The organism is Halomonas sp. SpR8 (assembly GCF_031010195.1).
Taxonomy (GTDB): Bacteria; Pseudomonadota; Gammaproteobacteria; order Pseudomonadales; family Halomonadaceae; genus Vreelandella.
Genome location: NZ_JAUAMC010000001.1, coordinates 389,678 through 407,337, shown reverse-complemented (window position 1 = coordinate 407,337; position 17,660 = coordinate 389,678). Strand labels below are relative to the sequence as shown.

Here is a 17,660-nt window from a genome sequence, read left to right as displayed (position 1 = left end):
TTTTTTACAGACAAGCACTTGCATGAGTGCGCCTCCATCAATGCTAAGCCTGTACGACCCGCTGCAACTGCTCACCAAGTCCTTCAATACCTAAACGCATTTGCTGCCCATCACGAAGGTAAATAGGCGGCTTCTGCCCCATCCCGACGCCTGGCGGCGTTCCGGTTGAAATCACATCGCCGGGCTGCAAGCTCATGAAACGGCTCAAGTAACTAATCAGAAAAGGCACTTGGTAGACCATGGTGCGGGTATTGCCATCCTGATAGCGGTGGCCGTCAACCTCTAGCCACATACTCAGCTGATGGGGGTCAGCAACTTCATCGCGCGTTACCAGCCAAGGGCCTAAAGGGCCGAACGTATCGCAGCCTTTACCTTTATCCCAAGTGCCGCTGCGCTCTAACTGAAACTCACGTTCAGACACATCGTTAACAACACAGAAGCCCGCCACATGGGACATCGCATCGGCTTCATCAATGTAACGGCCGCCTTTGCCAATAATCACCCCAAGCTCCACTTCCCAGTCGGTCTTATTAGAGCCACGGGGGATTTCAACATCGTCATTAGGGCCGCAGATCGCGCTGGTCCACTTATTGAAAATAACCGGTTCTGGCGGCACGTCAGCGCCGGTTTCAGCCGCATGATCAGAGTAGTTGAGGCCAATACAGATAAACTTGCCGACCCGACCGACACAGGGCCCAAAACGTGTATCGTCCGGCACTTCCGACAGTGTCGTCACATCGATATCACGCAACTTCTTTAAGCCCGCATCGCCCAGTACATCACCAGCAATATCGCCCACGATGGAAGAAAGATCACGCACCTTACCTTGACCATCTAAAATGCCCGGCTTTTCCTGGCCCGGTGAACCAAAACGTACAAGTTTCATATTGTTATACCTTCTAAAATGATTAGTTTGCCCAGCCGCCATCAATCAATTGTACCGTACCCGTAATAAACTCAGATTCATCACTGGCCAGGAACGTTGCCAATGCGGCGACCTCTTCCACTCGCCCTAACCTGCCCATTGGTTGGCGCGCAATAAAAGACGCCAGCACGTCTGCGTCGCTGCGCCCCTCTTTACGCGCCTGCTCGGCGATACGTTGCTTTAAGGAGGGTGATTCAACCGTGCCAGGGCAAATCGCATTACAGCGTATGCCTTGGGTCATAAAGTCTGCAGCCACCGATTTGGTGAGACCAATCACCGCCGCTTTGGAAGTCCCATAAGCACAGCGGTTAGCCACGCCTTTAACGCTTGAGGCCAGGGAAGCCATATTGATAATACTGCCGCCCCCATTCACCAGCATGCCCGGTAAAAAAGCCTGCAAGGTATGAAACATAGAGGTGACATTAAGATCCAGTGAGCGTTGCCAAGTGGCTTCATCACACTCGAGCACAGATCCTCCCGCCACCATACCCGCACAGTTAAAGAGTATGTCCAGATTAGGCAGCGAGCTAGCCAGTTCATGAATCGCCTTGCTGTTCGTGACATCCAGGCAGTACGCTTCAACGCCCTCCACTCCTTCTAGCGTGGCGATATCGATGTCGGTTGCAAATACCCGCGCACCTTCGGCTACAAAGCGCTCGGCGGTAGCGCGTCCAATGCCATTCGCAGCGGCGGTGACCAGTGCATTTTTGTTGTTGAGTCGCTTCATGTGGCACATCCCTGGTAACGGCATGACCCAGAATGGTAGGCACATGCCTAGAGTCGTAACATCTGACTGTATGACAGCTTGACCAATAAATCGAGTGTGGACGAGCAATTTTGGCCCTGGCAAGCTTACCTAGGGCCAAATAACGGCTTATGAATCCTCATTTATAGTAGAAGTTGATTGGCGGCTGGGGCTAGCGGCTTAGTTGCTTTGCTGTGTATACCTTGAAGCGACGGTTATCCGCCAAAATATGAAAATCTTGAAAAGCGCGCTGTAAGTGATCGGGATAAGGCAGAAAACCATTCGCCACAATGACCAAACGTCCACCGGTTTTTAGGTGCTCAGGCGCTTTGCTAATCAAGCGCTGGCTGGGACCATAGCTAATATCACGCTCTTTATGGAAAGGCGGATTGCTGACAATCCAGTCAAACTGCTCGCCCTCAAGCGCGCTGAACACATCGCTACGCAGCACGCGCCCTTCTAATCCATTCGCCGTTAAGGTGCGTTTACAGGCTTCTACTGCAAAAGCGCTAACGTCCACGGCGGTCACAAGGTGACCTCGCTGCGCTAACCAAGCGCTAATAATGCCATCGCCACAGCCCATATCCAGAACCTTGAGCGGTTTTTTAGGCAAGCTACTTTCCAGGCTTTCCAACATTAACAGCGTGCCTTCATCGACTTTGCCATGACCGAATACGCCTGGGTGACTTACCAGCGTTAGCCCTGGCGTCTCAAACGTCTGCCAAGCGGTGTCGCTTGATCCACTGGCTGAATTTAAGGCAACGGTATGAGAGGCAAATAGCGTACAGCGTCGGGCGTTATCGCGCTTGTCCCATGGCAGCCCCAGTTCCTCAAGCATTTGGGGCACGCGCTTAATTCCTCCCAGGTGCGCACCGACAATGTCAAACGGCGTTCCGCTGGGTAGCTGTTCACATAACCACTTGAGCCACCAAATGCCCAGTTGGTGGGCTTTCGGCCAAAACAGCACAATGTCTTTATCCTGCCCGTTACCCAGTGCGTCATCCGTCGCGATATCAAAGGGCGTCCTGACTTGCTTGCCTTTAGTAGCCCATTCGATGAGAACGTCATGATCACCGCTCACCACCCCGGCTGATCGATCAACAAGCCAGCTATCTATTGGCGGGCCAACAACCCACAAAGCATCATAATTATCTTGCTGGCGTGCGAGCAATTGGCAAGCAGGATCTTGAGCACTCATACAAGGGTCTCCGGTTTGGTTAGGGTATAGAGTAGGTAGCGACCCAAACGCCAGTGTGGATCCTGTCGGCAGTACTGCTTTTCCAGCGCAAGCAGTGTTTCATTTTCTACGGGTGTTGCTGGCGGTTTGCGTAAGTAATCTTGAAAGACACGGATACCGGCGACTGACGCTATCTGCAGGCCGCTCGCAGCGCTCCACTGAGCAATCTCTGCATGGCTGACGGGTGAGATCGGCGTTAACCGTTGTCGCTTCCCCTTCCCCGCCAAGCGGTCGCTCAAGGCCTTCTCAAGATTGCCTTTCACCACATTAGAGAAACGTAACGCATCACGGTTGAACACCATCAAACTGAGTTGCCCACCGGGCGCTAATAACGCGTCTAGGCTAGCTAATGCTGCTTGCGGGTCGCCTAACCACTCCAACACTGCATGGCAAGTAATCAGCGGCCATGGCCCTGGCGCTTGTGTAGACAGCGTTTGAATTGGCGCCTGAAGGTAGCGAATCGACTCGCGGGGTAACGCGCTGTCGTCGGAGTGCCACTGCTTGGCGTGGCTAAGCATATCTTCTGAGGGCTCAGTCATGGTCACCGCATGCCCACGCTTGGCAAACCACGCCGCTTGCTGGCCCAAACCACCGCCAACGTCGAGGACTTTCTGCTCGTTTAACAGCAACATTTGCGGCAACAGATAGTCGAGCATGGCCAGGCGCAGCTCACCTCGAGGCGCTTGATAGAGCGAACGGGAAAATTTGTCCGCCAGACCATCGAAGTAGCGGTCTCCCGCTTCTGTCAGTTCGTAAGTAGGGTGCATTCAGTCAGCCAAGCGTCGAATAAAACCAAGTAGTTTACTCCGGCCAACATTGGAATGCTTGCCAGTATGTTAATTGCTCAAAAGTGATAAATCTTTTACCTTGGAACCGTTCCCATTGTTTCAAGTACATTATGACAACCGAGTCGCGCCGTTCCACTATCATTGAAGTCGCTCGTTTAGCAGGCGCTTCTAAAACCAGCGTCTCGCGCTATTTTGGCGAGGAGCGTGAGCGACTGTCGCCCGCTCTTCAGACGCGTATTGCTCAAGCTGCTCATACCCTCGGCTATCACCCCAATCAGATGGCGCGCGGATTAAAAGGCGGGCGCTCTAAGTTAGTTGGAATGCTGGTCGCCGATATCCGCAATCCTTTTTCGGTCGCCATTACTCATGGGGTCGAGCAAGCGTGCCGTCAGTACGGTTACTCACTATTAGTGGGTAATACCGACAACGACCCTGAGCTGGAACGCCAGCATTTAGCCTTGCTTAGCGCCTATCAAGTAGAAGGCTTGGTAGTCAACGCGGCAGGTAGTCCTGAACGAGAGCTTGATACGTTTATCGCTCAGGGAACACCGATTGTGCTACTAGACCGAGAGGTCAACCATATCGACGCTGAAGTTGTGGGCCTGGACAACCACTTAGCGATTGATATGGCGCTTGACCATCTCGTTGCTCAGGGATACGAAAGTGTTTTATACGCCAGTGAACCCCTTGAAGTATCCAGCACACGTCAACTACGTTTGACTCGTTTTAATCAAAGCGCCAAGCAACGGGGGTTAAACGACGCAACGTTACTGCTTAGCCAGCCAGGCGATGCCGCAACGCTCAAAGCACTTGGCAGCTTTATAGCGGCTCACAACCAGCAACCCAGCGCGGTACTTTGTGGCAATGGCACTGCCACCCTAGCGGTAACGCGCCTTTTTCAGCAACTTGGATTGCCGCTTGGTAAGGTAGGTCTGATGGGGATTGATGAGCTCGATTGGTGCGCCCTAGTGCCGCCTGGCATTACCACCCTTGCCCAACCCACCGATGAGATTGGCAAAACGGCCATTCAGTGTTTAATGCACCGGATCACACCAAACGCATTATCGATGCCAATAGCGTTAAGTTTTGCACCCACCCTGATTAAACGAGGCTCCACTCAGCGTTAATTTTTTAAGGCGACGGTAAACGTCGCCACAAAAATGGTATCGTTCCCATTGAATGGAAATAAACAACTCAAAGAGATTATTGACCATGCCCCACTCTTTCACTAACCCACCTGAAATCCTTACCTTTGGCGAAGCCATGACCATGTTTGTGGCAAACGCCCCTGGCAAGCTTAGCGACATTGAGCATTTTCAGCGCCGGATCGCCGGTGCCGATACCAACGTGGCGATTGGTTTGGCGCGCCTAGGCTTTCACGTCGGTTGGTTAAGCCGCGTCGGGAATGACAGCTTTGGCGACTTCATCCGCCAGACTTTAGAAAATGAAGGGCTCGACTGCCGTCACCTGCGCACCGATACCCAGCACCCCACAGGGCTGCTTTTCAAAGAGCGCGCGCTCAATGGTGCAGACCCTAAGGTGGAGTACTTTCGGCGCGGCAGTGCCGCCAGCCACTTAACCCCCACTGACACCCACGATATCGATTTCACAGCCCTGCGCCATGTTCATGCCACAGGCATACCGCCGGCACTTTCCACCAGTGCCCGTGAACTTGCTAACCATGCGCTTAAAAAGGCGCGCGCTAGCGGTGCCAGCATCTCTTTTGACCCTAATTTACGCCCCAGCCTGTGGGATAGCGAAGACGCTATGCGCAAGACGCTGAATGCTCTTGCCGCGTTGTCAGACTGGGTATTGCCGGGGCTTTCAGAAGGCCAGTTACTCACCGGGCAGAAGACGCCTTACGACATAGCAGGCTACTATCTAGATCAAGGGGCTTCTGCGGTGATTATCAAGCTAGGGCCAGAAGGCAGCTATTATCGCGGCCGCTTAGACGGGCAGGAGGAGAGTTTCGCAATGCCAGGTTGCCGCGTAGCAGAAGTAGTAGATACCGTTGGGGCAGGCGATGGCTTCGCTGTCGGCGTAATTAGTGCCCTGCTCGACGGCGGAACGGCACGCCAAGCGGCCCAGCGCGGCAACCTTATTGGCGCCCAAGCGATTCAGGTGATTGGTGATATGGAAGGTCTGCCAAATCGCAATCAACTAAAAACGCTTGAAGCTAGCCAGCCCGCTACTTAAAAATCGCTTACTAGATTTTTATAACAAGGAGATAACGATGAAAAAACGTCTAGTGATTCAAGGACGACTCAGCGATGCCCAGCTAGCCGAGCTGAATGATTTGTTTGAGGTGGACGTACTGCCGAAAACCACGGCGCTGAATGATCCAGCCAACCAAGCTCTGCTGGCCAAGGCCGATGGTATTATCGGGTCTGGTCTCGCGATTACGGCTGAGTTATTAGACGCGGCGCCAAACCTAACCGCCATTGCCACCATCTCTGTTGGCTATGACAACATCCCCGTCAATGAGCTGACCCAGCGCGGCATTATGCTGTGCAATACGCCTGACGTGCTCACTGAAACCACCGCCGATACCGGTTTCACCCTCATTATGGCCACAGCACGGCGCGCCGTTGAGTTAGCCGAATGGGTGAAAGCAGGTGAATGGCAGGGCAGTATTGGTCCGGCGCTGTTTGGCAGCGATGTGCATGGCAAAACCCTTGGCATGGTGGGTTTTGGACGCATCGGTCAGGCGGTGGCCAGGCGCGGCGCCCTGGGATTTGGCATGAAGGTGCTCTACTCGAAAGCCTCTCCGAAGCCTGAACTGGAACGCGAACTTGGTGCTGAGCGGCATGAACTTAACGAGCTATTGAACGAAGCCGACTTTGTTTGTGTGACGGTTCCGCTCACCGCTGAAACCGAGCACTTAATTGGCGCGCATCAGTTCGCGCTGATGAAGACCTCCGCCATTTTTATCAATATCGCCCGCGGCAAAGTGGTTGATGAAAGCGCCTTGATACACGCCCTGGAAAACGGCGTGATTAAAGCAGCAGGGCTGGATGTATTTGAGCAGGAGCCATTATCTGCCTCTTCCCCTCTACTTACTATGTCGAATGTCGTCGCCCTGCCCCATATCGGCTCCGCTACCCATGAAACCCGCGATGCCATGGCCCAGCGGGCAGTGGATAATATTCGCCTAGCACTGCAAGGTGAACGTCCAATTAGCCTGGTTAATGAGGAAGTTTGCAAATGAATTCAGCCATTCCCGCTAAGCCTAAATACTCCCCGCTCTGTTTGCTCTTCGACTGTGACGGCACGCTCGTCGATAGCGAAGTACTGCTTGCTGAAGTGATGGGCGATATTCTTCCTGAATTTAGTTTGCCCTTCTCGGCACAGCAATATATGGATGAATTTAGAGGCGTACGTTTCCAGACCATCGTGCAAACGCTTGAAAGCCGCTTTCAACCATTGGCAGAAGGCGCGTTTGCCAAGCTTGAGGCTTCCATGCGGGCCCGCATGGAAGCCCGTATGCGCTCAGAGCTTGTGGCCATTCCTGGTATACCTGCCGCACTCGATCAGCTAAGCGACCACCCTAAAGCCGTTGTGTCTAATGGCCCCGAACCTAAAATACGCTGTGCATTAGAGAGCACCGCGCTAGGGCACCATTTTGAAGACAGACTGTTTAGCGCCTATACCCTGAACGTTTGGAAGCCGGACCCAGCGCTTTATCGCAAGGCAGCCGTTGCTATGGGCTACGCGCCACAATCATGTGTGGTGATTGATGATGCGGCGGTAGGCGTGGAAGCAGGGCTGGCGGCGGGTATGCACGTGATTCACCTCAATCACTTTCCTGATGAAGAAGTAACGCCTGAAGGCGCGACTGGCATCCAGCACGCCAGTGAGCTACCCGCTGCTATCGCACGCTTAACGGCACAAGCAACGGCGTAATATGAGTGCCTCAGCGGCCAGCCATCTAAACATCTTTTAAAAATAGGTCGCCAAACGCTCTTTAACGTTTAAATCACTGTCGACAAGCAACAGCTGACGCCATTTATCAAAGGTCAAACACGGGTGAGAAGCGCCAAACGCGATGATATCGCCGACCTCGATATCCTGGGCCTCATTGGGAAGGCGCACAAAGGTGTGCTGATCCATTATTTTGGTTACCTCCCAGCCAGCCACCGACAAAGGCTGGGAGATCTCCCCCGCTTCCCGAAAACGACGCAGCGCCATAGGCAGTTGATCATGACCAATATCGCGCTTGCCTAGCGCTACAATGGCAAGGCCAGGCTCAGGCAGCGATTGCACCTGCGCAAAAACCTCCAGTGCCGGCTCAAGCCCCTGCTGCAAATCGGGCCGACGGTTAAGCACGGCGGATTGCGCCTCGCGATAAAGCCCATGATCGTGGACGACGTAGCAACCAGGGCGAAGCACAGGAGTAAATCGGCCCTGGAGCGGAGCTCCATCAAAAGCTTCTGCAATGACGTCATACCAAGCGGAACCCGACGCGGTCACGATAGGATTTGGCTGCGAAAAACGCCCAGCGGCCTCGAGCTCAACCGCCACCTCCACCAAGTACTTGGCATAGGCGCGAATACCGGCCTCAGGATCATCTCCGTGAACGACACCTTCGTAACCTTCTAACCCGGCAAGAGACAGCGCAGGCTCATTTGAAATAGCTTCAGCAAGCGACACAATCTGCTGCTGGGTGCGACAGCCACAACGCCCGCCTCCCACGCCTACTTCGATCAGCACAGATAGCCCCAACCCCCGCTCGGCAAAGAAACGGCCAAGCTGCCGCACGTTCTCCTGACTATCGACCATGCAGTAAAACGTCGCCCCTTGTTCGAGCAGGCTAGCGATGATGGCCATGTTGGCCTGCCCGACAAGCTGATTCGCCATTAACAGCCGCGTAACGCCATTGGCAAAAGCCGCACGACACTGAGGCGCGGTCGCCAAGGTAATCCCCCACGCACCCGCCTGGAGCTGACGATGAAAAAGCGCAGGGGTCATGGTGGTTTTACCATGAGGCGCCAAACGAGCACCGTGGGCTTCAGCGAATCGCTGCATCCACGCGAGATTATGCTCTAGCGCACCTTCATGGATAACAGCTGCAGGCAGACTGACACCCGACAACAAGTGGGAACTAAGCTCCACACTCCCTTTATCTACCGCTAACGCTGTTGTTTGCATGAATCTTTAGGCCTTCTGAAAAATGCAGTTTTTACTATAAAGCATATGCTATCAGCCAGTTAACTGCCTCACCGCTAACTCCACTCCGCGCAGTTCGGCCAGGCCGCGCAGGCGCCCGTAGAGGGGGTATCCCGGTGCCGTGTTGCGCTGTTGATCATCCAGCAGTTGATGACCGTGATCAGGACGTAGCGGCAAACGCGCCCCGCCCTCACGTTCCCGGCGACGCTCTTCATCTACTAGAGCATGTATCACTCCCACCATATCCACATCGCCAGCCAAATGAGGCGCCTCGTGGAATGAAAGTGTATCCTCTTCACGCTTCGTGGCGCGTAGGTGGATAAAGTGAATATGTGGAGCAAAATGGCGGGTCATGGCCACCAGATCATTGTCGTCACGAACGCCGTAAGAGCCCGTGCAAAGCGTCAAACCATTGGCCGGACTGGGCACGTGATCGATAATCCATTGAGCATCTTCGCGAGTTGAAACGACTCTGGGCAGGCCCAGCAGTGGACGTGGTGGGTCATCTGGGTGAATAGCCATACGAATGCCCACCTCTTCTGCTACCGGAATCACCGCCTGCAGAAAGTAGCCTAGGTTCTCCCGCAGCCGAGCTGCGTCAATATCGGCGTACCCTTCCAGTACAGCGCGAAACTGCTCCAGGGTGTAGTGCTCTTCGGCGCCCGGCAGCCCTGCGATCAGCGTATTGACTAATTTTTCGCGGCCGGCGCTATCTAACCCCTCCAGATAGCGGCTTGCTTGAGCCTTCTCCTCAGCGCTATACGCTTTCTCAGCCTCCGGTCGTTGAAGCAAATAAAGATCAAACGCAGCAAACGCCACTTGGTCAAAGCGCAGCGCCAAAGCGCCATCGGGTAATTGATAGGTCAGATCGGTACGCGTCCAGTCCAGCACCGGCATAAAGTTGTAGCAGACAGTGTCGATACCGCAGGCCGCTAGATTACGCAGCGTCTGGCAGTAAGTAGCGATCAGCGCGTCACGTTCGGGTAAGCCTTTCTTGATCGCCTCATGTACCGGTACGCTCTCCACCACTGACCATGTCAGGCCAGCCGCTTCGATCATCTTCTGACGTTCACGGATCGCCTCAACCGACCACACCTGATCATTGGGCACCTCATGCAGGGCCGAAACGATGCCAGTTGCGCCTGTCTGGCAAATTTCTTCTAAGCGAATCGCATCATTAGGGCCGAACCAGCGCCAAGTATGCTCCATGAGGATCTCCTTTTGTTAGTTGCGCTCAAGTTGTTAGTTGCGCTCAAGCGCCGCTAGCGCCCCATCCAGCCCATCATGGGTCAACGTCAGATACGCGGTCAGCACAGCCTGGGCAAACCTCTTATCCGCTGCCAATTGACTCGGCACCACGTCGTCCATAGCTAAATAGGCCGCCACCAGAGCGCTGGGATCGCCTCCATGCAATTGGTGTAGTTCTGCAAAGCGTTTGGCTAGCGGGTCATCGACAGCGTAGCGATTCCCAAGCAGATCTTCGCCTGCGGTGTAGCGAATCCAGGCTGCCATTCCCAGCGCCACACAGGATGACGTTTGGCCCGCGGAAGCACGTTCCAGCGTGCCCGTTAGCCAGCGCTGCGGTAGCTTTTGGCTGCCATCCATAGCGATTTGCTGCAGACGATGACGCAAACTGTCATTGGCAAAGCGCGCCAGCAGCGAGTCTGCGTAAGCATCTAAATCAATACCTTCGGGCATCTCTAGCGTAGGTGCCGCCTCTTCAAGCATATAGCGGCGCAGCAACGCCCGAAGCTCGCCATGATTGACGCCGTCATAGACCGTTTCGATACCTGCAAGTGCGCCAAGATAGGCCAACAAGGAGTGGCTGCCATTGAGCATACGCAGCTTCATGGTTTCAAACGGCGCCACGTCGGCAACCATCTCGACGCCCTCGGCTTCCCAGCTTGGCCGCCCCATGGGGAAGTTATCTTCCACTACCCACTGAGAGAAAGTTTCACATACCACCGCATTGGGATCAGTAACCCCCAGCGCCGCCAAGCGCTCGAAGTCTGCGTCGGTCATTGCGGGTACGATGCGATCCACCATACTGCATGGAAACGCGACTTCATCAGCGATCCATTTTGCCAACGTTGCGTCTCGCTGTTCGGCCAGTTGCACCACAGCTTGGCGTGTTCGCTTACCGTTATCCGGCATATTGTCGCAGGAGAGTACCGTAAAGGGGGCGATGCCTGCCTCATGCCGCCGGGCCAACGCTTCTACTAATAGCCCTGGCGCGGTACGCGGCTGCTGAGGCGAAGCGATATCGCCGGTGATCATCGGGTCGTCGACTCTTAATTCACCGCTGGCGGGGCTTAGAAAGTAGCCTTTTTCAGTCACTGTTAAGGAGACTACACGGGTGTCCGCAGACGTCATTCGTACCAGCAGCGCCTCACGGTCACGCCCCCAGCGACCAGCACTATCCTGGCCTGAAAACAGCGTCTCTTCGATCACGCCAATCTCACGTAGCGTGAGGGTTTCGGTGTCAGTGTATTCGGCCACCTGATAACGGTAGTTGGCATCGCGAAGACTGTCGACCAAGCCAACACTAGAGCGTAAATTCGCGCTACAAACGCCCCACTCTCCATCACCACTGCGCTGGCGATAGCGCTCTAAGTAAACCGCTTGGTGAGCGCGATGGAAGGCGCCTAAGCCCAGGTGGATAATTCCGATCTGACCACTTTTTTGTTTAGCTTCTATACGTTGCAGGTCCATAGTCGATTACTCTCCCATTAGTAAATTGGGTAGCCAGAGCGAAATGGCTGGTACGTAGGTCACCAGCAGCAACACGGCCAGATTGCAAAGCAGGAAAGGCACGATTGCGCGCGCGACCGTCAGCATAGGCAGCTTGCCAATTCCCGCCACAACGAATAGGCACACTCCCACCGGCGGCGTTGTCAGTCCAATCATCAGATTCAACACTGCTATCACTGCAAAATGCACCGGATCAACACCGACACCCGTGGCTACTCCCACCAAAGCAGGGAATAGAATAATCAAGGCGGCGATGGTCTCCATAAAAGCGCCGACGAATAACAGAATCAGGTTAAGGATGAGTAAAACAATCAGCGGATTATCACTAATGGAGAGAATAAGCGCAGCGATCATCTGGGGAATTTGTTCGCTGGTGAGAATCCAGCCAAACAGGTTTGCCAAGCCTACCATTAGCAATAGTGCCGAAGAGGTTAATACGGTGTCTGACAAAATCGCCGGGAGCTTTTTCCACGACAGGCCTTTATACACATACATGCCGACGACCAAGGCATAGAGGCAAGCCACAATAGACGCTTCGGTGGGGGTAAAGAAGCCGCCAATAATCCCGTAGAGAATAATCACGGTCATTAGCAGTGCCCAGAAAGCCGTTTTCGCCTCGCGCAATAGCTGCAGGAAAGGCACCCGCTGCTCTTTAGGGTAGCCACGGCGAACGGCCAAAATATACACAGTGACCATCATGGCGAGACCCATCAAAAGCCCCGGCACAGCACCCGCCAGGAACATCCGCCCGACCGAAATACCGCTCAGCGACCCTGCGATAATCATCGGTACGCTGGGCGGTATAATTGGCCCAACGGTCGACGAGGCGGCAGTGACCGCAGCAGCAAATGGTTTGTCATAGCCTGAGCGTGCCATACCGGGAATCATTACCGAACCGATGCTGGCTGAATCGGCTACAGCCGTGCCGGAGATACCGCCAAAAATCATCGATCCTGCTACGTTGGCTAAACCAAGACCGCCGCGAATATGGCCTAACAGAGCGTTGGAGAAGCGCACAATATGATCGGTAATATTGCCGACGTTCATTAAATTGCCAGCCAGCACAAAACCGGGAATACACAGCAGCACGAAGGTGTCGATACCCGCGTACATACGCTGCGGCACAATGGTTAATGAAATACCTTCAAGCAGCAGATAAGAGAGCGAGGCTAACCCCAAAGCAAACGCAATAGGCATGCCCACTAAAAGCAAAACCAAGAAAACGCTAAAGAGGATAATAACTTCCATGCTTACGACTCCTGAAGGGAGGCAGAGGAGCGACACATTGCGATAATTCCCTCAAGACACCCCAGTAAGCTGTAAGCCAGGAGTAGCGCAAAGGTGACCACCGTTGAGAAAAAGATATACAGCATGGGAACATGCAGCGTTGGCGAGGTCTGCCAAGCACCGTTTTGCGCATACTGCCAAGCGTAGGGCAGCACCAGAAAGGCAAAGAGGCCTATCAGCGCACAGATCAACACTTGAAAAGCCGCCTGCATACGTGGCCCTAGCAGGTGATGAAAAAGCTCGACGCTAATGTTGCGGTTCTGGCGCAGTACCACGCCAGCGGATAGCGCCACCATATAAATAAACAGATAGCGCGAAAGCTCTTCGGTCCAAGCTATCGAAAACGGCAAAAAAAGCCGCGAACAAATTTGCAGCAGTACCGTGGCGGCAATCGCTACAAGTGCCACAACAGCCAAGGTCAGAAAGCACCTATCCACCCAGCCAATCACGCGCCCGATGAAGCCCTGTAGCTTAGGCACCGCCGACATTGAATCCAGGCTATCCAACGCTTCTTGTTCAAGCGCTTTGTGATCCGAGTTCATAACCGATTCCTCATGGGCAAGCTGCTTGTGCCGTTAGAAAATGGACTGGCGAATGCCAGCCCATCTTCATTACCAAGTCTCTACCAACGCCTTACAAATCCTGAATAGCGTCGAAGAGTTCGCGCTGCTCTTCGGTTAAGGCCTCAAGCACGGCGGGGCGAGCTTTCTCTGCGAACGCATCGACGTCGACTTCTATTAATTCCATGCCACGCTCCTGAAGTGCTTGCTCAAGACGTGCCTGGTCATCAACGAAAAGCTCGGCCTCATAATCCTGCATGGTTTGTGCAGCATCACGAACCACCTGCTGAAGTTCGTCAGGCATACTTTCCAACTGGTTACGGCCAATCACCACATAGATCCAGCTGCGCACATGGCCGGTCATGTTGACGTAGTCCTGGACCTCATTGAAGCTGGCGCTTTCGATCAGGCTAAGCGGGTTTTCCTGACCTTCCAGGGTGTTTTGCTGCAGCGCGGTAAACACTTCGCTAAACGCCATTGGGGTTGGACGTGCCCCCATTGCCTGCCAGGTATCAACGAACAGCGGCACGTTCGGCACGCGCAGACGTAACCCATCCAGTTCATCAGGCGTGCGGATAGGACGATTGGAGGTCAGCTCACGGGGCCCACGCTCAAACCATGCCAGGGGTACCAGGTTAGTGCGCTCAGTAATTTGTGCTTCAATCTCAGCACCGATATCACCATTCACCGCCGCATGGAGATGTTCGGAATCTCGAAAGGCGTAAGGTACCGCCATCATCGCGGCTTTCGGCGCCCAGTTCTGTAAGCTTTCCCCCGTAATGGTCATATCCGCCGTACCTAGCTGGATACTGTTGATCACGTCCATCTCGTTACCCAGTTGCTCACTGGGGTAGAGACGCACCTCAATCTGCCCGTCGGAGTTCGCTTCGACCTCCTGCTTAAATTTCTCGGCGGCCTGGTGCCAAATGTTCTGCTCATTAGCTAAATGGCCAAAACGCAAGGTGTAATCTGCTGCCATTAAGGAGTGGCTGCCTAGCATGGCGGCGCCAAGAACAGCGCTGGTAATAAGTTGTTTGAACATTGTATTTCTCCTGCACACGGGTGTTATTGATTGTTGGTTGTTGATTGAACGTAATTAATTGCAGCTTTTAATTACTCGTGGGTCGGCGTGGGTTGGAGTAACACCCTCAAGCACTGATTTGAATCAGCACCTTACGGGCCTCTTCTGGACGGTGATCAAGCATATCGATGGCGCTGGGCATATCGCCTAATGGCAATCGGTGGCTGACTAACGCCAGCGGATCCAACTGCCCACTTGCCATCAGTTGAAGCACCTCCGGAAACTTACGGTTATTAAGCCGCGAGCCGACCAGGGTCAGCTCTTTCTTAATCACTTCTAACTGCACTAGTTCGCTGGGCTGAACGCTAAAGCCCAGCAGACCAATGCGCCCTGCTGGCGATGCCAAACGCAGCATTTGTGGCAACAGCGCAGGCACGCAGGCCGCATCGGCAATCAGCGGTACGCCTTCGCCTTGCGTCAAAGCAAGCACCTCTTTTTCTACATTCTGTTCGCGGCTATTAAATATCTGCGTTGCCCCAAGCTGTTTTGCCGCCGCTAATCGCTCATTAATCACATCTGTGACGATCACCTCTTCGATACCCTTGGCCAGGGCCATTTGCAGGATCGTCAGCCCAATAACCCCAGCGCCTAAAATCATTAGCTTGTCGCCAGGATGGGGCTGCATACGATCAAGCACGTTGGCAGCAATGGTGTAAGGCTCAACCAAGGCCGCAGCATCCAGCCCAATGTGATCAGGTAGCTGGTGCAGATTTTCAGCGGGCACGGCAACAAACTCTTCAAAGCCGCCGTTGCGATGCACGCCGATCACCTCGAGCGAACTGCACACGTTGGGGCGGCCAATACGGCAGGGATAGCACTCACCACAGCTGATAACGGGGTCGATGCAAACGCGGTCCCCAACGGCAACGTCGAGCACACCTTCCCCCACTGCTTCCACCACCCCGGCAAACTCATGGCCGGTGATACGCGGAAAGCGCACAAAGGCGTTGTCGCCATGGATAATATGCATATCCGAGCCACAGATACCGGCAAATGCCACACGCACCAGCGCTTCACCAGCGGCTGCCTTGGGCGGCTCAACTTCCGCCACCTGATAGTCATGGGGCGCCTTTACCTGGAATGCTTTCATTGACATCAACCTCCTTACCCGTGCTTTAAATTACCAATACCCGAATTCACCAGTGCCCTAGTTCACCAATGCCTCTAGTTCACCAGTGCCACAGGGTGCCATCTTCCAACCTATTCACCGGGAGGCTGGCGCGCTTATAGGGGTACTGCTTGGCTAGCTCTTCGTCGATATCAACGCCGTGCCCCGGCTTTTCGCCGACAATGAAATGCCCGTCTTCAAAGCGATAATCGTGGGGAAAGACCTCATCCGTGGCGCTGGTATGCGGCATATACTCCTGGATACCAAAGTTGGGTACCCAGGTATCAAAATGAATCGCCGCACCCAGGCACACCGGCGAAAGATCCGTCGGGCCGTGGAAGCCGGTGCGCACGTGGTAAAGACCCGCCAAATCGGCGATGCGACGCACATGGGTAATACCGCCAGCGTGCGTAAGGGTGGCGCGGATATAGTCAATCCACTGGTTTTCAATCAGCGCTTTGGCGTCATACAGGCTATTAAAGACCTCGCCCACGGCCAGCGGCGTGGTGGTGTGCTGGCGAATAAGCCCAAACGCCTCCTGGTTCTCAGCCGGCACGCAGTCTTCGAGCCAAAATAGATGATAGGGCTCAACCTCTTTGCCTAGGCGAGCGGCTTCAATGGGCGTCAGGCGGTGATGAACATCGTGTAGCACATGCAGTTCGTCCCCAAAGCGCTCCCGCACGGCGGCAAACAGCTTAGGTACATGACTCAAGTACTTGCTGGTACTCCAAACATGCTCGGCAGGCAAATCAGAATCGGCAGGCTCATAAGGTTCGCCATCTTTTTTGGCGACACCATAGATGCTGGCAATACCAGGTACGCCCGCTTGAACGCGCACGGCTTTGTAGCCTTCATCCACATGGCGGGCGACCTCTTCCAGGCAGGCTTCGATATCTCGCCCAGTTGCATGGCCATAGACCATGACGCGGTCACGGCTCTTGCCGCCGAGCAATTGATACAGCGGCATGCCTGCAAGCTTTGCTTTGATGTCCCAAAGCGCCATATCAACAGCGGCAATGGCACTCATAGTGACAGGCCCACGCCGCCAGTAAGCGCCGCGGTAAAGGTAGTGCCAGATATCTTCGATACGCTGAGGGTCGCGCCCGATTAACGTCGGGATCACGTGCTCTTCAAGGTAAGCCACCACGGCCATTTCGCGGCCGTTTAGCGTCGCATCGCCAATGCCGTATTCGCCCTGATCGGTCACAATCTTCAGCGTCACGAAATTGCGCCCCGGCGAGGTCACAATGGTATAAGCCTGCTCGATCTTCATTGGATCGTCTCCTGCTTAAGCGTTTGGTTTTCTTGTACATCGAACATGTTCGGGAAACGACGAATCAGATCAGGCATAGAGACCAGGATTTCACGTAAATGAAGCGACATGGCCTGCTCTGCTAAGGAGACATCTCGCGCCTCAATAGCAGCCACGATGCTGGCATGCTGCTCCACAAGCCGCTCCAACGGGGTGCTATGGGGCACACTGAGGTAGCGCACTCGATCAAGCTGAGCACGGACTTCTTCAATGACTTTCCAGGCTGCGTACTGCTTTACACCCAGAGAAAGTGTTCGATGGAAGGCCTCGTCAAGACGGTAAAAACGATCATTGTCATTCGGCTCAATACAGCGTTGCTGCCGCGCTAGCAAATCATGTAGGTCTGTTAGCACCTCTGGATCAACGCCTTTTTCAGCTGCTAATTTCACGACAGCGACTTCAACCGCTTCACGCACAAAGCGCGCTTCAAGCACCGCCCGCTGGGATATCTTAACGACGTAAGTGCCGCGCTGAGGCTTTACCTCCACCAGCCCTGCTTCAGAGAGGCGAATGAACGCTTCCCGCACCGGCTGCCGACTAACCGAAAAGGTGTCAGCAATCTCTTTTTCAGATAAGGCCTGACCTGGCGCTAGTGCCATCTGAATGATCGACTGTCTCAGCACGTGAAATAGCCGTTGGCGAACCGATTCTCCATCGTGGGTTTCCTGCCATAACGTTTGTAAGGTCGTGTTCATAGCAC

17 protein-coding genes are annotated in these 17,660 nt (G+C 54.3%); 4 read left to right on the top strand and 13 right to left on the bottom strand.

Annotation, left to right across the window (positions count from 1 at the left end; translation table 11 throughout):
- Positions 1-43: 43 nt before the first annotated feature.
- From QT230_RS01800 to QT230_RS01785, 4 genes are all read right to left on the bottom strand, one after another.
- Positions 44-886 carry a fumarylacetoacetate hydrolase family protein gene (locus QT230_RS01800; protein ID WP_308319776.1) on the bottom strand — a complete coding sequence of 281 codons (843 nt, stop codon included), beginning with the start codon at positions 884-886 and terminating at the stop codon, positions 44-46.
- Positions 887-908: 22 nt separating this feature from the next.
- A complete protein-coding gene (locus QT230_RS01795; RefSeq protein ID WP_308319775.1) occupies positions 909-1,652 on the bottom strand; it encodes an SDR family oxidoreductase in 744 nt (247 codons plus the stop codon).
- Positions 1,653-1,842: 190 nt separating this feature from the next.
- Positions 1,843-2,868 carry a methyltransferase gene (locus tag QT230_RS01790; RefSeq protein ID WP_308319774.1) on the bottom strand — a complete coding sequence of 342 codons (1,026 nt, stop codon included), beginning with the start codon at positions 2,866-2,868 and terminating at the stop codon, positions 1,843-1,845.
- A complete protein-coding gene (locus tag QT230_RS01785) occupies positions 2,865-3,674 on the bottom strand; it encodes a methyltransferase domain-containing protein (RefSeq protein WP_308319773.1) in 810 nt (269 codons plus the stop codon). The genes QT230_RS01790 and QT230_RS01785 overlap by 4 nt, the downstream gene beginning before the upstream one ends.
- A gap of 131 nt (positions 3,675-3,805) precedes the next feature.
- On the opposite strand from QT230_RS01785, the gene QT230_RS01780 reads away from it, so the two are divergent.
- From QT230_RS01780 to QT230_RS01765, 4 genes are all read left to right on the top strand, one after another.
- Entirely contained in the window at positions 3,806-4,822 is a 1,017-nt protein-coding gene (locus tag QT230_RS01780) for a substrate-binding domain-containing protein (RefSeq protein ID WP_308319772.1), read from the top strand.
- A gap of 85 nt (positions 4,823-4,907) precedes the next feature.
- Positions 4,908-5,891 (top strand): sugar kinase, encoded by a 984-nt coding sequence (locus tag QT230_RS01775; protein WP_308319771.1) that lies wholly within the window; start codon positions 4,908-4,910, stop codon positions 5,889-5,891.
- Between the two features lie 37 nt (positions 5,892-5,928).
- On the top strand, positions 5,929-6,903 hold the full coding sequence (locus tag QT230_RS01770; RefSeq protein ID WP_308319770.1) for a D-glycerate dehydrogenase: 975 nt from the start codon (positions 5,929-5,931) through the stop codon (positions 6,901-6,903).
- Complete coding sequence (locus QT230_RS01765) at positions 6,900-7,598, top strand: HAD-IA family hydrolase (protein ID WP_308319769.1); 699 nt, start codon at positions 6,900-6,902, stop codon at positions 7,596-7,598. Before QT230_RS01770 ends, QT230_RS01765 begins: the two co-directional genes overlap by 4 nt.
- A gap of 36 nt (positions 7,599-7,634) precedes the next feature.
- Here QT230_RS01765 and QT230_RS01760 read toward each other — a convergent pair whose 3' ends face one another.
- From QT230_RS01760 to QT230_RS01720, 9 genes are all read right to left on the bottom strand, one after another.
- Entirely contained in the window at positions 7,635-8,843 is a 1,209-nt protein-coding gene (locus QT230_RS01760; RefSeq protein WP_308319768.1) for an amino acid deaminase, read from the bottom strand.
- A gap of 51 nt (positions 8,844-8,894) precedes the next feature.
- Complete coding sequence (uxuA, locus tag QT230_RS01755; protein WP_308319767.1) at positions 8,895-10,070, bottom strand: mannonate dehydratase; 1,176 nt, start codon at positions 10,068-10,070, stop codon at positions 8,895-8,897.
- Between the two features lie 33 nt (positions 10,071-10,103).
- Entirely contained in the window at positions 10,104-11,573 is a 1,470-nt protein-coding gene (locus tag QT230_RS01750) for a mannitol dehydrogenase family protein (protein WP_308319766.1), read from the bottom strand.
- Positions 11,574-11,579: 6 nt separating this feature from the next.
- Positions 11,580-12,860 carry a TRAP transporter large permease gene (locus QT230_RS01745; RefSeq protein WP_308319765.1) on the bottom strand — a complete coding sequence of 427 codons (1,281 nt, stop codon included), beginning with the start codon at positions 12,858-12,860 and terminating at the stop codon, positions 11,580-11,582.
- A 2-nt stretch (positions 12,861-12,862) separates the two neighbouring features.
- Entirely contained in the window at positions 12,863-13,441 is a 579-nt protein-coding gene (locus QT230_RS01740) for a TRAP transporter small permease (RefSeq protein WP_308319764.1), read from the bottom strand.
- A gap of 91 nt (positions 13,442-13,532) precedes the next feature.
- The gene (locus tag QT230_RS01735) at positions 13,533-14,501 is read right to left on the bottom strand and encodes a TRAP transporter substrate-binding protein (RefSeq protein WP_308319763.1); all 969 of its coding nucleotides are present in this window, start codon (positions 14,499-14,501) and stop codon (positions 13,533-13,535) included.
- A 106-nt stretch (positions 14,502-14,607) separates the two neighbouring features.
- The gene (locus QT230_RS01730) at positions 14,608-15,630 is read right to left on the bottom strand and encodes a Zn-dependent oxidoreductase (RefSeq protein ID WP_308319762.1); all 1,023 of its coding nucleotides are present in this window, start codon (positions 15,628-15,630) and stop codon (positions 14,608-14,610) included.
- 79 nt (positions 15,631-15,709) lie between these two features.
- Entirely contained in the window at positions 15,710-16,921 is a 1,212-nt protein-coding gene (gene manD, locus QT230_RS01725) for a D-mannonate dehydratase ManD (protein ID WP_308319761.1), read from the bottom strand.
- Positions 16,918-17,655, bottom strand: coding sequence for a GntR family transcriptional regulator (locus tag QT230_RS01720; protein WP_308319760.1), 738 nt, complete (start codon positions 17,653-17,655; stop codon positions 16,918-16,920). Before QT230_RS01720 ends, manD begins: the two co-directional genes overlap by 4 nt.
- Between the last annotated feature and the right edge of the window lie 5 nt (positions 17,656-17,660).

What these genes read in the sequence shown, in the direction of transcription:
- QT230_RS01800 (WP_308319776.1), bottom strand. Translation starts at nt 886, where the DNA reads ATGAAACTTGTACGTTTTGGTTCACCGGGCCAGGAAAAGCCGGGCATT.
- QT230_RS01795 (WP_308319775.1), bottom strand. Translation starts at nt 1,652, where the DNA reads ATGAAGCGACTCAACAACAAAAATGCACTGGTCACCGCCGCTGCGAAT.
- QT230_RS01790 (WP_308319774.1), bottom strand. Translation starts at nt 2,868, where the DNA reads ATGAGTGCTCAAGATCCTGCTTGCCAATTGCTCGCACGCCAGCAAGAT.
- QT230_RS01785 (WP_308319773.1), bottom strand. Translation starts at nt 3,674, where the DNA reads ATGCACCCTACTTACGAACTGACAGAAGCGGGAGACCGCTACTTCGAT.
- QT230_RS01780 (WP_308319772.1), top strand. Translation starts at nt 3,806, where the DNA reads ATGACAACCGAGTCGCGCCGTTCCACTATCATTGAAGTCGCTCGTTTA.
- QT230_RS01775 (WP_308319771.1), top strand. Translation starts at nt 4,908, where the DNA reads ATGCCCCACTCTTTCACTAACCCACCTGAAATCCTTACCTTTGGCGAA.
- QT230_RS01770 (WP_308319770.1), top strand. Translation starts at nt 5,929, where the DNA reads ATGAAAAAACGTCTAGTGATTCAAGGACGACTCAGCGATGCCCAGCTA.
- QT230_RS01765 (WP_308319769.1), top strand. Translation starts at nt 6,900, where the DNA reads ATGAATTCAGCCATTCCCGCTAAGCCTAAATACTCCCCGCTCTGTTTG.
- QT230_RS01760 (WP_308319768.1), bottom strand. Translation starts at nt 8,843, where the DNA reads ATGCAAACAACAGCGTTAGCGGTAGATAAAGGGAGTGTGGAGCTTAGT.
- uxuA (WP_308319767.1), bottom strand. Translation starts at nt 10,070, where the DNA reads ATGGAGCATACTTGGCGCTGGTTCGGCCCTAATGATGCGATTCGCTTA.
- QT230_RS01750 (WP_308319766.1), bottom strand. Translation starts at nt 11,573, where the DNA reads ATGGACCTGCAACGTATAGAAGCTAAACAAAAAAGTGGTCAGATCGGA.
- QT230_RS01745 (WP_308319765.1), bottom strand. Translation starts at nt 12,860, where the DNA reads ATGGAAGTTATTATCCTCTTTAGCGTTTTCTTGGTTTTGCTTTTAGTG.
- QT230_RS01740 (WP_308319764.1), bottom strand. Translation starts at nt 13,441, where the DNA reads ATGAACTCGGATCACAAAGCGCTTGAACAAGAAGCGTTGGATAGCCTG.
- QT230_RS01735 (WP_308319763.1), bottom strand. Translation starts at nt 14,501, where the DNA reads ATGTTCAAACAACTTATTACCAGCGCTGTTCTTGGCGCCGCCATGCTA.
- QT230_RS01730 (WP_308319762.1), bottom strand. Translation starts at nt 15,630, where the DNA reads ATGAAAGCATTCCAGGTAAAGGCGCCCCATGACTATCAGGTGGCGGAA.
- manD (WP_308319761.1), bottom strand. Translation starts at nt 16,921, where the DNA reads ATGAAGATCGAGCAGGCTTATACCATTGTGACCTCGCCGGGGCGCAAT.
- QT230_RS01720 (WP_308319760.1), bottom strand. Translation starts at nt 17,655, where the DNA reads ATGAACACGACCTTACAAACGTTATGGCAGGAAACCCACGATGGAGAA.